Here is a 13453-nt window from a genome sequence, read left to right on the forward strand (position 1 = left end):
AAAGATCATATTCCGGCGAAAAATGGAATTTGCATGATGCAGCATCTTGAAGAGCAACTCGCGCACCTGACGCGCACGGTGGACGATCTATCGGAGATCGTGCGCGCGCAGCAGGAGACGATCGACGTGCTGACACGGCGGGTGGCCATGCTGATGCAGCGCGAGGCGGGGCGCGATGCCGATGGCGGCAGCCATATCTATAGCGCGGACCAGCGCCCGCCGCATTGGTGATGCTGCGCCTGCCCTAAACCTCTTCCACGGCCATCACGCCGGGCAGCGATTTGATCGCGCTGCGCACCTGCGGCGTCAGGGGGTATTCGCGGCCGGTGTCTATCTCGACCTCGCCGGGCAGGCCGGGGTCCATCAGGCAGAAGTGGACCGGGCCGCGGCCCGCCGCCTTGACGTTTTGCACCGCGCCGTCAAGGACCGTGGCCACCGGCGGGATCGCCTCTGCGTCCTCGATCAGGATGCGCAGGCCGCTTGAGCCGGCATCGGCCACCACCGCATCCATCGGCGCGGCGGAGCGGCCGACGGGATCGAACTGCCCCTCGTTGAAGCGCGCCTCGAGCGTCATGACAACCTGATTGGTTTGCTCCAGCACGCGGCGGGTGGCCTCGAAATCATCGCAGAACATGACCATGCCACTAACCTGCCCGGTCGGGTCGGATATGCTCATGCGGAAAAACCGCGTCCCGCGGCCCGATTTGCGCTCCTGAAGGCCAGACACGATGACGCCGACCTTGGCAAAGGCGCCCCCGTCCTGTTCGGCCTTTTGCTGTAGCTGCTCGATCGTCAGCACATTCTTGCGCTTGAGCGCCGGCAGGTAATCATCAAGCGGATGCCCCGACAGGTAGAAGCCGATGGCCTTGTGTTCCTCGGCCAGCCGCTCGACCGGCAACCAATCGTCGACGGGGGCAAGGCGCGGCTCGGGCAGGTCATCGCCCGCCTCGCCGAACAGCGACACCTGGTCGGAATGCTTCTGCTCCTGCACGGCAGCGGAGTAGCTGACCAGCGCATCGAGGCTCTCGAAGACGCGCCTGCGGTTCGGCTCCAACTGGTCAAAGGCGCCGGCGCGGGCCAGCATTTCAAGCGAGCGTTTGCCAACGCGCTTCAGGTCGGTGCGGCGGGCCAAATCAAAGATCGTGACGAAGGGCGCATCGCCGCGCGCGCCGGTAATCAGGCGCATCGCCTCGATCCCGACATTCTTGAGCGCGCCCAGCCCGTAAACGAGCCTCCCTTTCGACACCGAGAACGTCTCTTGCGAGCGGTTCACGCAGGGCGGCACAATCTCGATATCCAGGCCGCGCCGGACCTCTTCGGCGTAAATCGCCAGCTTGTCGGTCAGGTGGATATCGCAGTTCATGACGCCTGCCATGAACTCGACCGGATGATTGGCCTTCAGCCATCCGGTTTGGTAGCTGACCACCGCGTAGGCGGCGGCGTGGCTTTTGTTGAAGCCGTAATTGGCGAACTTTTCCAGCAGGTTCCAGACATCCAGCGCCTTGTCGTCGGGCACCCCGTTTTCCTTGGCGCCCTTGATGAATTTCGGGCGCTCGGCATCCATCGCCTCCTTGATCTTCTTGCCCATGGCGCGGCGCAGCAGGTCGGCGCCGCCAAGGGTGTAGCCCGCCATCTCCTGCGCGATCTGCATCACCTGCTCCTGGTAAACGATGATGCCCTGCGTCTCGTCCAGGATATGATCGATCGAGGGGTGGATGCGGTCGCGCTCGCTCTGGCCGTTCTTGACCTCGCAGTATTTCGGGATGTTCTCCATCGGGCCCGGGCGATACAGCGCAACCAGCGCGACGATGTCCTCGATGCAGTTGGGTTTCATCCGGCGCAGCGCGTCCATCATGCCCGAGCTTTCCACCTGGAACACCGCGACGGTCTTGGCGCTGGCATAGAGCTTGTAGGTCGCCTCGTCGTCCAGCGGGATCGCGCCGATGTCATCGATGGCGGAGGCCTCGGGCGGCTCATAAAGCTGCCGGCCATCGGGGGCGATATGCAGGTGCCGACCGCCCTGCTTGATCAGATCGACCGCGTTCTGAATCACGGTCAGGGTCTTGAGGCCAAGGAAATCGAACTTGACCAGCCCGGCCTGTTCGACCCATTTCATGTTGAACTGCGTCGCCGGCATGTCCGAGCGCGGATCCTGGTAGAGGGGCACCAGCCGGTCCAGCGGGCGATCGCCGATCACCACCCCGGCGGCGTGGGTCGAGGCATTCCTGAGCAGCCCTTCGACCTTCTGGCCGTAATCAAGCAGGCGCTGAACCACTTCCTCGTTCCGAGCCTCTTCGCGCAGGCGGTCCTCTTGCACCAGCGCCTCGGCGATCGACACGGGCTTGACCCCTTCGACGGGGATCAGCTTGCTCAGGCGGTCCACCTGGCCGTAGGGCATCTGCAAAACGCGGCCGATGTCGCGCACGGCGGCCTTGGACAAAAGCGCTCCGAAGGTGATGATCTGACCCACCTTGTCGCGCCCGTATTTGCCCTGCACGTAGGTGATCACCTCTTCGCGGCGATCCATGCAGAAGTCGATATCGAAGTCGGGCATGCTGACGCGTTCGGGGTTCAGGAACCGCTCGAACAGCAGCTTGTAGCGCAGCGGGTCCAGGTCGGTGATGGTCAGGGCGTAGGCGACAAGGCTGCCCGCCCCCGAACCGCGCCCCGGGCCGACGGGAATGTCATGGTCCTTGGCCCATTTGATGAAATCGGCAACGATCAGGAAATAACCCGGAAAGCCCATGCCCTCGATAATGCCCAGCTCGAACTCAAGCCGGGCCTCGTAATCGGCGACGGGGGCCGCGTGGGGGATGACGCGCAGGCGCTCGGCAAGGCCCTCCTTGGCTTGGCGGCGCAGCTCATCAACCTCGTCATCGGCGAAACGCGGCAGGATCGGATCGCGGCGATAGGCCTTGAACGCGCAACGGCGGGCTATCTCGACGGTATTTTCCAGCGCCTCGGGCAGGTCGGCGAACAGGGTGGCCATTTCTTGCTGCGACTTGAAATAATGCTGCGATGTCAGGCGCCTGCGCGGCTCTTGCTGATCGACATAGGCGCCTTCGGCGATGCAGATCAGGGCATCATGCGCTTCATACATGTCGGCGTCGGGAAAATAGACATCGTTGGTCGCAACCAACGGCAGGTCCATCGCGTAGGCCATTTCGATAAACCCGCGCTCGGTCAGGCGCTCGGCCTCGGGTTGTCCTTCGTCGGTTGGGTGGCGCTGCAGCTCGACATAAAGGCGATCGGGGTAGATACCGGCAAGGCGGCGCATCAGGTCCTCGCCCGCCGCGTGCGCGCCGTGCCTGAGCAGCCGCCCGACCGGCCCGTCGGGGCCGCCGGTCAGGCAAATCAGGCCGCCCGCATTCGCCTCCAACTCGTCCAGCGTGACCAGCGGCACGTCCCCGCCGCGGCTGACATAGAGGCAGGTATTGAGGCGCATCAGGTTTTCATAGCCCGCCTCGCTCTGGGCCAGGAGGACCAGTGGCGCGGGCGGTTTGGGCTGCGCACCGGGGGCGGTTTCCTGATAGGCCAGATCGACTTGGCAGCCGACGATCGGCTGCACCCCCGCATCCGACGCGGCGACCGAAAATTCCAGTGCTGCGAACATGTTATTGGTGTCGGTCACCGCGACCGCGGGCATGCCTGCTGCCTCACACAGAGCGGGCAATTTTTTGAGCCGCATCGCCCCTTCGAGAAGGGAGTATTCGGTGTGCACGCGCAGGTGGATGAATCGGGGGGAATTGCTCATGCAAATGAAACTACCCGTGCCGGTGTCAGAACAAAAGACTTGCCAAACGCCTGATTCATAGTTTTCATCGGGGACCAGCAAATACGCCCGCCGCCTTCTACGCCGCATCGAAGGCGGGCACATGACGGGCAGGATCATTGGTAAGGCGGCAGGTTTTCAAAATGAATATCTCCTTTCGGCTGAACGGAGAGAGCGTGCAACTGCGCGACGTGGAGGCAACCACCACGTTGCTGGACTGGTTGCGCGGGACCCGCGGCCTGACCGGGACCAAGGAGGGCTGCAACGAAGGCGATTGCGGCGCCTGCACCGTCGTGGTCACCGACGCGGACGGCACACGGGCGATGAATTCATGCATCCTGTTCCTGCCGCAACTGGCGGGCAAGGCGGTGCGCACGGTCGAGGGTGTCGGCGGGCCGGACGGGCAATTGCATCCGGCGCAAGACGCGATGATCGCGCACCACGGATCGCAATGCGGGTTTTGCACGCCGGGGTTCATCACCTCGATGGCGGCGGCCCATCTGAACGGCGAGCGCGATCATGAGACCGCGCTGGCGGGGAACCTGTGCCGCTGCACCGGGTACGCGCCGATCCTGCGCGCCGCCCGCAGCGCCGAGGCGGCGCCGGTGCCCGATTGGATGACGCAGGACGCGCAGCCGGACAGATGTGGCGATGCGCCCCCCTACACGCCCGACGGGGAGGTGTCGCATGCGGCGGTCGTGCCCGAAACATCCGACGAGTTGGCCGCGTGGTACGCCGCCAACCCCGATGGCACGCTGGTGGCCGGGGCGACGGATGTCGGCCTGTGGGTGACCAAGCAATTGCGCGAGCTGCCGCATGTGGCGTTCCTGAACCGCTGCACCGATTTGCAACAGATCACCGAGACGCCCGAGGAAATCCGCATCGGCGCGGGCGTGACCATCGCGCGGCTGATTCCGCTGATGGACCGGCTGCACCCGTCCTTTGGTACAATGCTACGCCGTTACGGCGCGACGCAGGTGCGCGCAGCGGCCACTATTGGCGGCAACATCGCCAACGGCTCGCCCATCGGCGACGGGCCGCCGGCGCTGATTGCGCTGGGGGCGCGGCTCCATCTAAGGCACGGCACCACGCGGCGCGACATGCCGCTTGAGGAGTTCTTTATCGAGTATGGCAAGCAAGACCGCCAGCCCGGCGAGTTCGTCGAGGCGGTCAGCATCCCGCGGCAGGCCGATACGCTGGCCTGCTACAAGGTGTCGAAGCGGTTCGATCAGGATATCTCGGCGCTGCTGGGGTGCTTCAACATTGTCGTAGAAAGCGGCACGATTCGCCACGCGCGCATCGCCTATGGCGGCATGGCGGGCACGCCCAAGCGCGCCAGCGCGCAGGAGGCGGCATTGATCGGCGCGCCGTGGTCGCATGAGACGGTGCAGGACGCCGCCGGGGCGCTGGAGCGCGACTTCACCCCGATGAGCGATATGCGCGCCAGCGCGGAGTACCGCATGGAGGCGGCGAAGAACCTGCTGCACAGGTATTTCCTTGAGCGCACGGGCGGGGCACCCGGCTCGGTACAGGAGGTGACGGCATGAGCGTGCCCAAGCCCCTGCCCCACGACGCCGCGCGGATGCATGTGACCGGGGCGGCGCGGTATGTCGATGACATCCCCGCGCCTGCGGATACGCTGCACCTTGCCTTTGGCCTGAGCACGATCGCGGCGGGGCGCATCACGGATATGGACCTTTCGAAGGTGCGCGCCGCGCCCGGAGTGGTTGCGGTGTTGACGGCGGATGATCTGCCGTTCGACAATGATGTCTCGCCCTCGGTGCATGATGAGCCGCTACTGTCGGATGGGGCGGTGCATTACCTTGGGCAGGCGATGTTCCTGGTGATCGCGCGCTCGCACCTGGCGGCACGGCGGGCGGCGCGGCACGGCGATGTCAGCTACGCGGAAGAAACGCCGATCCTGACGGTGGACGATGCATTGGCGGCCGGGAGCCATTTCGAGGACGGCCCGCGCATCTACGAGAAGGGCGACGCGGACGCTGCCATAGCGGCCGCGCCCCACCGCATAGAGGGCGTCATCGAGATCGGCGGGCAGGAGCATTTCTATCTTGAAGGTCAGGCGGCGCTGGCGCTGCCGCAAGAAGACAGCGAGATGGTCGTGCACAGCTCGACCCAGCACCCCAGCGAGATCCAGCACAAGGTTGCCGACGCGCTTGGCGTACCGATGCACGCGGTGCGGGTGGAATGCCGCCGGATGGGCGGCGGTTTCGGCGGCAAGGAAAGCCAGGGCAACGCGCTGGCGGTGGCGTGCGCCGTGGCGGCGCGCGCGACCGGGCGGCCCTGTAGGATGCGTTATGACCGCGACGACGACATGGTCATCACCGGCAAGCGTCACGATTTCCGCATCACCTACGAGGCCGGGTTCGACGGCGATGGAAGGCTTGCGGGGGTGTCCTTCGTGCAATACGCGCGCTGCGGCTGGGCGCGGGATTTGTCGACGCCGGTCGCGGACCGCGCGATGCTGCATGCCGATAACGCCTACCTGCTGCCCGCGGCGCGCATCGAGAGCCACCGCTTGCGCACCAATACCCAAAGCGCCACCGCGTTTCGCGGCTTTGGCGGGCCGCAGGGCATGGTCGGGATCGAGCGGGTGATTGACGAGGTGGCGCATACCTTGGGCCTTGACCCGGCCGAGGTGCGGCGGCGCAATTACTATGCGGCCTGCAGCGAAAGGGGGCTGTCTGCCCCCCGCCCTTCGGGCCCCCCCGAGGATATTTCGGGCCAGAAGAAGCCGCAAACGACGCCTTATGGGCAAGTGGTCGATGATTTCATCCTGCACGAGATGACCGAGGCATTGAGCCGGAGCGCCGATTATGACGCGCGGCGCCGGGCGGCGGCGCAGTGGAACGCGCGCGGCGGCGTGATCCGCAAGGGGTTGGCGATGACGCCCGTGAAGTTCGGGATTTCCTTTACGCTGACCCATCTCAACCAGGCGGGGGCGCTGGTGCATGTGTACCGCGACGGGTCGGTGCGGATCAATCACGGCGGCACCGAGATGGGCCAGGGCCTCTATCAAAAAGTGGCGCAGGTGGCTGCCACGCGGTTCGGGTTGGACATCGAGGCGGTAAAGATCACCGCCACCGACACCGCGAAAGTTCCCAACACCTCGGCCACGGCGGCCAGTTCGGGCAGCGATTTGAACGGCATGGCGGTCAAGGCCGCCTGCGACACGATCCGCGCGCGCATGGCGCAGCATTTGGCGGACACCCACGGCTGCGCGGCGGAGGGCGTGGAGTTCAGCGGCGGGCGCGTGCAGTTACCCGACGGGCGCAGCATGGGCTTTGTCGAGGTGGTGGAGAGCGCCTACCTCGCCCGGATCAGCCTGTCATCGACGGGGTATTACGCGACGCCCGATATTTCGTGGGATCGTATCAAGGGCGAGGGGCGGCCGTTCTACTACTTTGCCTACGGGGTGGCGGCGACAGAGGTGGCGCTGGACACGCTGAGCGGGGAGTATCGCATCCTGCGCACCGATATCGTGCATGACGCGGGCGCCAGCCTGAACCCCGCGATCGACATTGGCCAGATCGAGGGCGGATATGTGCAGGGCGCCGGGTGGCTGACATCCGAGGAACTGGTGTGGGATGGGCGCGGCGCGCTGCGCACGCATGCGCCGTCGACCTACAAGATCCCGGCGGTCTCAGATGCGCCGGATGTGTTCAACGTCACGTTGTGGGACGGAGCCAATCGCGAGGCGACGATCTACCGCTCCAAGGCGGTGGGTGAGCCGCCGCTGATGCTGGGCATATCGGCGCTGATGGCGGTGTCGGATGCGGTGGCATCTTGCGGCGAGGTCTATCCCGCGCTGGATGCGCCAGCGACGCCCGAGCGGGTATTGATGGCAATAGGGCGGGTGCGCGGCGATGGCGTTTGACCTGACGGCCCTTGCGGACGCGGTGGCACGGCACGGGCGTGTCGTGCGGGTGGTCATGGCCGAGATTGCCGGATCGTCGCCGCGCGAGGCGGGGGCGGTGATGCTGGTCTGGCAGGGCGGTCAATCGGGCACCATTGGCGGCGGCACGCTGGAGCATGGCGCGGCGCAAGCGGCGCGCCGGATGTTGGCGCAGGGCGATGGCGGCGGCACTACGCGGCCGGTGCTGGAGCGGCATGCGCTAGGTCCTGACCTGGGCCAGTGTTGCGGCGGCGCGGTGAAGCTGCTGTTCGAGGCTTATGATGCAGACGGCGTCGCAAAGGTACAAAGCGTGGCGGAGCCGGGCATTGTCGCGCGCCCCGTCGCGCCCGGCGCACCGCGCGAGATGCCGCTGGCCGTGCGGCGCATGATCTCTGGCGCGCGCGCGCAGGGCACGCGCCCAGATCCGCAGCTTATCCACGGCTGGATGATGGAGCCGGTGCACCAATTGCAAACGCCGGTCTGGATATGGGGGGCGGGGCATGTCGGCCGGGCGCTGGTGTCGGTGCTGTCGGCCCTGCCCGATACCGAGATCACGTGGATAGACACCGCGCGCGCGCGGTTCCCGCAATCGGACCCGGACGGGGTGCACATCCTGCCCGCCGCCGAACCCGCGCGCCTTGTGCCGCACGCGCCGGCCTTCGCGCGTCACCTGATCGTGACCTATTCGCATGCGCTTGATCTTGAGCTGTGCCATCGCCTTCTGAGCCATGGCTTTGCCGAGGTGGGGCTGATCGGGTCGGCCACGAAATGGGCCCGGTTTCGCAAGCGCCTGTCGGCACTTGGCCACACGGATGCACAAATCGCGCGCATCACCTGCCCGATCGGGCGGCCTGAGTTGGGCAAACATCCGCAGGCCATTGCCGTGGGCGTGGCCGCCGCGCTACTAGAAGACAAGGCACGACAGATCGCCACACAAGGGAAAACCGCGTGACAGGGACATTGTTATCAATCGATGGGCTGACCAAGGCCTATCCAGGGGTCATCGCCAACGACGACGTCTCCTTCGACATACGCGAGGGCGAAGTGCACGCCCTTCTGGGCGAAAACGGCGCGGGCAAGTCCACGCTGGTCAAGATGATCTACGGGCTGGTCAAACCAGACGAGGGGCACATGCGCCTCAATGGCAGCCCCTATGCGCCGGCGGCGCCGCATGCCGCGCGCGCCTCGGGCGTGGCGATGGTGTTCCAGCACTTTTCGCTGTTCGAGGCGCTGGACGTGGCGGAAAACATCGCCCTTGGCATGGAAAGCCCGCCGCCGATGCGCGACCTGGCAAAGCGCATCCGCGAGGTGTCCGAGCTTTACGGCCTACCACTGGATCCGACGCGTACGGTGGGCGAGCTATCGGCCGGGGAGCGCCAGAGGGTCGAGATCATCCGCTGCTTGCTGCAGGAGCCGCGCCTTTTGATCATGGACGAGCCGACCAGCGTGCTGACCCCGCAGGAGGTGGAGATCCTGTTCGAGACGCTGCGCAAGCTGCGCGATGAGGGGGTGGCGATCCTTTATATCAGTCACAAGCTGGAAGAGATCCGCGCGCTGTGCGATCACGCGACGATCCTGCGGCTGGGCAAGAAGGTGGCCACCTGCACCCCGTCCGAGACAACCGCGCGGGAGCTGGCCGAGATGATGGTCGGCAGCACCCTGCAAAGCCCCGAAAGCGCCCCGCACGCGGCCGGCGACGTGGTACTGGAGCTTGACCGGCTGTCGGTGGCCTCGCCCTCGCAGTTCGGCACGTCGCTGCGCGACCTGTCGCTGGAGCTGCGCATGGGCGAGGTTCTGGGCATCGGCGGCGTGGCGGGCAACGGGCAGGACGAGCTGCTGGCGGCGCTGTCGGGCGAAATCCGCTCCGCCAAGGGGGCGCTGCGGCTCAAGGGGCGGGATATCGGCCCACTGGGGCCGATCGCGCGACGGCGGATGGGCCTGCTGTCGGCGCCCGAGGAACGCCTTGGGCACGCCGCCGCCCCCGATATGAGCCTGACCGAGAACGCCATGCTGACCGGCGCGCAACGCGAGGGGCTGGTACGGCACGGGCTCTTGCAATGGGGCAAGGCGCGCAGCTTTGCCGAGGCGATCATCGAGCGGTTCGATGTCCGCACCCCCGGCGCGGGCACGGTGGCGCGCGCCCTGTCGGGAGGCAATTTGCAGAAATTCGTGATCGGCCGCGAGGTCATGCAGCGGCCCGAGGTCCTCATCGTCAATCAGCCGACATGGGGCGTCGATGCCTCGGCCGCGGCGGCGATCCGCCAGGCGCTGCTGGATCTCGCCTCGCAGGGCGCGGCGGTGCTGGTGATCAGCCAGGACCTCGACGAGTTGATGGAAATCAGCGACCGCTTCGGCGCCCTGAACGAGGGGCGGCTTTCTGAAATCCGCCCCGCGCGCGGCCTGAGCGTCGAAGAGGTGGGCCTGATGATGGGCGGCGCCCATGGAATGGAGGTGGCGCATGTCTGAGGTGTCCCGGCAAGAGAAGAGTGCCTTCGGCGAGGATATTTCGGGCCAGAAGAAACACCTTCATTGCGCATCTTCTGGCAAAAAATATCCCGGGGGAGCCGCGCGGCACGCGCGGTGGGGGCAGAGCCCCCTGGCCCGGCAGGCGGAAGGGAGGAGCACGCCATGCTGAAGCTGGAAAAGAGGCCGCAGCCGTCGCAGCTCTGGATTTACCTGACGCCGCTGATCGCGGTGCTGGCAACGATGGCGGCGGGCAGCGTTTTGTTTGCCTTTCTGGGCAAGGACCCGGTGGTGGCGATCCGCACGATTTTCTGGGATCCGCTGTTTTCAGAGTTCGCCTTCTACTACCGTCCGCAACTGCTGGTGAAGGGGGCGCCGCTGGTGCTGATCGCGATCGGTCTGAGCCTGGGGTTCCGGGCGGGCATATGGAATATCGGCGCCGAGGGGCAATATATCATCGGCGCGTTGACGGGCGCCGGCGTTGGGCTGGCGTTTTACCCGCTGGACGCGTGGTTCGTGTTTCCGCTGATGGTAATCGCGGGCGCGCTTGGCGGGTGGGCCTGGGCGATGATCCCGGCCCTATTGAAGGTGCGGTTCGGCACCAACGAGATCCTGGTGTCGCTGATGCTGGTTTATGTCGCCGAGCAGTTGCTGGCGTCGATGTCGCTGGGATTGATGAAGAATCCCGAAGGCAGGGGATTTCCCGGCTCGCGTAACCTTCAGCATTACGAGAGCGCCCACAACGCCGAGCTGATCACCGGCACAGGCATGCATTGGGGCGTCGTGGCGGCCTTCATCGCGGTGATCACGGCGTATGTGCTGCTTAACCGTCATATCCTGGGCTACCACATCCGCCTGACCGGGCAGGCGCCGCGCGCGGCGCGGTTCGCCGGGGTGGTCCCGGCGCGGCTGGTTTTATTTTGCCTGGGCACGGCGGGGGCACTGGCCGGGCTGGCCGGCATGTTCGAGGTAGCGGGCCCCGCCGGGCAGGTGAGCATTGATTTCAACGTTGGCTACGGGTTCACCGCGATCATCGTAGCGTTCCTGGGCCGGCTCCATCCGGTGGGTATTCTGCTGGCGGGTGCGCTGCTGGCGCTGACCTATATCGGTGGCGAGATCGCGCAATCGCAGCTTGGCCTGCCCGCCGCGGCGATCCAACTATTCCAGGGGATGTTGCTGTTCTTCCTTCTGGCGATCGACGTAATGACCAATTACCGCCTGGCATGGCAACGCAGAGAGGTGGCGTAACATGGATTTCGGATCGATCAGCCCGGTACTGTTGCTGGCCAGCCTGATGGTGGCGGCGACGCCGCTGTTGCTGGCGGCGACGGGCGAATTGGTGGTGGAGCGCTCGGGCGTTCTGAACCTCGGGGTCGAGGGGATGATGATAACCGGCGCGATCTGCGGCTTTGCGACCGCGGTCAATACCGGCTCGCCACTTCTGGGCATGGCGGCGGCGGCGGGAGGCGGCGCGGCGCTGTCGCTGCTGTTCGCGTTGCTGACGCAATTCGCGCTGGCCAACCAGGTGGCGTCGGGGCTATCGCTGACGCTGTTTGGCCTGGGGCTGAGCGCGCTGATGGGGCAAGGCTACCAAGGCATCAAGCCGCCCCCCTTTCCCGAGCTTCACATCCCGATCCTGAGCGATCTGCCGTTTGTCGGTGGGGTTCTGTTTTCCCATGATCCGATGGTCTACCTTGGCCTGCTGATCTGCGCGGCGATCTGGGCAATGCTGAAATACAGCCGCGCGGGCCTGATCCTCAGGGCCGTGGGCGAGAACCACGATGCCGCACATGCGCTGGGCTATAACGTGGTGCTGATCCGGATCTGCGCGATCATGTTCGGCGGCGCCTGTGCCGGGCTGGGCGGGGCGTATATCAGCCTGATCCGCGTGCCGCAGTGGACCGAGGGGATGACCGCCGGGATCGGCTGGATCGCGCTGGCGCTGGTGGTGTTCGCCAGCTGGAAGCCCGAGCGCGTCCTGCTGGGTGCCTATCTTTTCGGCGGGGTGACTGTGATTCAACTCAACTTGCAAGCGGCGGGCGTTGCCATCCCGGTCGAATACTTGGCAATGTCGCCTTATCTGATCACCATCCTTGTGCTGGTGATCATGTCCGCCGACCGCAGCCGGGCTCCGGGTTCGCTGGGCCGGCCTTTCCATGCCTCGAGTTGACCGCGGGGCGCACAACGAACGCAAAATCAACAGGGGGATACCTGAATGCAACTTAAGACAATCCTGACAACCGCCGCGATGGCGCTGGGGCTGGCCACGACGGCCATGGCCCAGGACCCCACCAAGGTCGGCTTTGTATATGTCGGCCCCGTCGGGGATGGCGGCTGGACCTATGAGCACAACCAGGCCCGGTTGGCCGTGGAAGAGGAATTCGGCGACAAGGTGGAAACCGTTTTCGTGGAATCGGTGCCCGAGGGTCCCGACGCCGAGCGCGTCATGACGCAGATGGCGCTGGATGGCGCGGACCTGATCTTTACCACCTCGTTTGGCTACATGGACCCGACGATCAACGTCGCCAAGAAGTTCCCCGACGTGAAGTTCGAGCACGCGACCGGCTACAAACGCGCCGACAACGTCAGCACCTACGGAGCCCGTTTTTACGAGGGGCGCGCCGTGCAGGGGCATATTGCCGGCTCGATGACCGAGAGCAACACCGTGGGCTATATCGGGTCCTACCCGATCCCCGAGGTAATCCGCGGCATCAACAGCGCGTTCATCCACGCGCGCAAGGTCAATCCCGACGTGGAGTTCAAGATCGTCTGGGCCTACACGTGGTTTGACCCGGCCAAGGAGGCGGACGCCGCCAAGGTCCTGATCGAGCAAGGCGCCGACGTGATCTTGCAGCACACCGATTCGACCGCGCCGCACGCGGCCGCGCAGAACGCCGGTGGCGTGATCACCTTCGGGCAGGCATCGGACATGGCGGAATACAAGCCCAAGCCGCGCGTTAGCTCGATCATCGACAACTGGGCCCCCTACTACATCGAGCGCACCCGCGCCGTGATGGAAGGCACCTGGGAAAGCACCGACACCTGGGACGGCATCGGCGCCGGCATGGTCGAGATCGGCGAGATCACCGACGCCGTGCCCGAGGACGTGAAGGCCGAGGCATTGGCCCTCAAGGACCGCATCGGCAGCGGCGAGTACCACCCGTTCACCGGGCCGATCAACAAGCAGGACGGCTCGGAATGGCTGGCCGAGGGGGAAACCGCCGAGGACGGCACCCTTCTGGGCATGGATTTCTATGTCGAGGGGATCACCGGGAAGATCCCGCAGTAAGGCGGCACCAATGCCG

Annotated in this window: 9 protein-coding genes; 8 read left to right on the top strand and 1 reads right to left on the bottom strand. The window is 65.7% G+C overall.

Going from position 1 to position 13453, the window contains the following annotated elements; all coding sequences use genetic code 11:
• Positions 1-36: 36 nt before the first annotated feature.
• On the top strand, positions 37-231 hold the full coding sequence (locus G568_RS0100770; protein WP_026756247.1) for a SlyX family protein: 195 nt from the start codon (positions 37-39) through the stop codon (positions 229-231).
• Positions 232-244: 13 nt separating this feature from the next.
• Here the strand turns inward: G568_RS0100770 and dnaE are convergent, their stop codons facing one another.
• On the bottom strand, positions 245-3754 hold the full coding sequence (dnaE, locus tag G568_RS0100775; RefSeq protein WP_026756248.1) for a DNA polymerase III subunit alpha: 3510 nt from the start codon (positions 3752-3754) through the stop codon (positions 245-247).
• A gap of 161 nt (positions 3755-3915) precedes the next feature.
• Here dnaE and xdhA point away from each other — a divergent pair, with 161 nt between their 5' ends.
• The 7 genes from xdhA (at position 3916) to G568_RS0100810 (ending at position 13437) form a co-directional block, all read left to right on the top strand.
• The gene (gene xdhA / locus G568_RS0100780) at positions 3916-5319 is read left to right on the top strand and encodes a xanthine dehydrogenase small subunit (protein WP_026756249.1); all 1404 of its coding nucleotides are present in this window, start codon (positions 3916-3918) and stop codon (positions 5317-5319) included.
• The gene (gene xdhB, locus G568_RS0100785; RefSeq protein ID WP_026756250.1) at positions 5316-7667 is read left to right on the top strand and encodes a xanthine dehydrogenase molybdopterin binding subunit; all 2352 of its coding nucleotides are present in this window, start codon (positions 5316-5318) and stop codon (positions 7665-7667) included. Before xdhA ends, xdhB begins: the two co-directional genes overlap by 4 nt.
• Positions 7657-8637 (top strand): xanthine dehydrogenase accessory protein XdhC, encoded by a 981-nt coding sequence (gene xdhC / locus G568_RS0100790; protein WP_026756251.1) that lies wholly within the window; start codon positions 7657-7659, stop codon positions 8635-8637. Before xdhB ends, xdhC begins: the two co-directional genes overlap by 11 nt.
• Positions 8634-10151: an ABC transporter ATP-binding protein gene (locus G568_RS0100795; RefSeq protein WP_026756252.1), complete on the top strand. Its 1518-nt coding sequence runs from the start codon at positions 8634-8636 to the stop codon at positions 10149-10151. Before xdhC ends, G568_RS0100795 begins: the two co-directional genes overlap by 4 nt.
• Before the next feature lie 162 nt (positions 10152-10313).
• Positions 10314-11396, top strand: coding sequence for an ABC transporter permease (locus G568_RS0100800; protein WP_026756253.1), 1083 nt, complete (start codon positions 10314-10316; stop codon positions 11394-11396).
• 1 nt (position 11397) lies between these two features.
• Positions 11398-12318 carry an ABC transporter permease gene (locus tag G568_RS0100805; RefSeq protein ID WP_026756254.1) on the top strand — a complete coding sequence of 307 codons (921 nt, stop codon included), beginning with the start codon at positions 11398-11400 and terminating at the stop codon, positions 12316-12318.
• Positions 12319-12363: 45 nt separating this feature from the next.
• Positions 12364-13437, top strand: a complete 1074-nt coding sequence (locus tag G568_RS0100810) for a BMP family ABC transporter substrate-binding protein (RefSeq protein WP_026756255.1) — start codon at positions 12364-12366, stop codon at positions 13435-13437.
• Positions 13438-13453: the final 16 nt, after the last annotated feature.

Source organism: Sediminimonas qiaohouensis DSM 21189 (assembly GCF_000423645.1).
Lineage (GTDB): Bacteria > Pseudomonadota > Alphaproteobacteria > Rhodobacterales > Rhodobacteraceae > Sediminimonas > Sediminimonas qiaohouensis.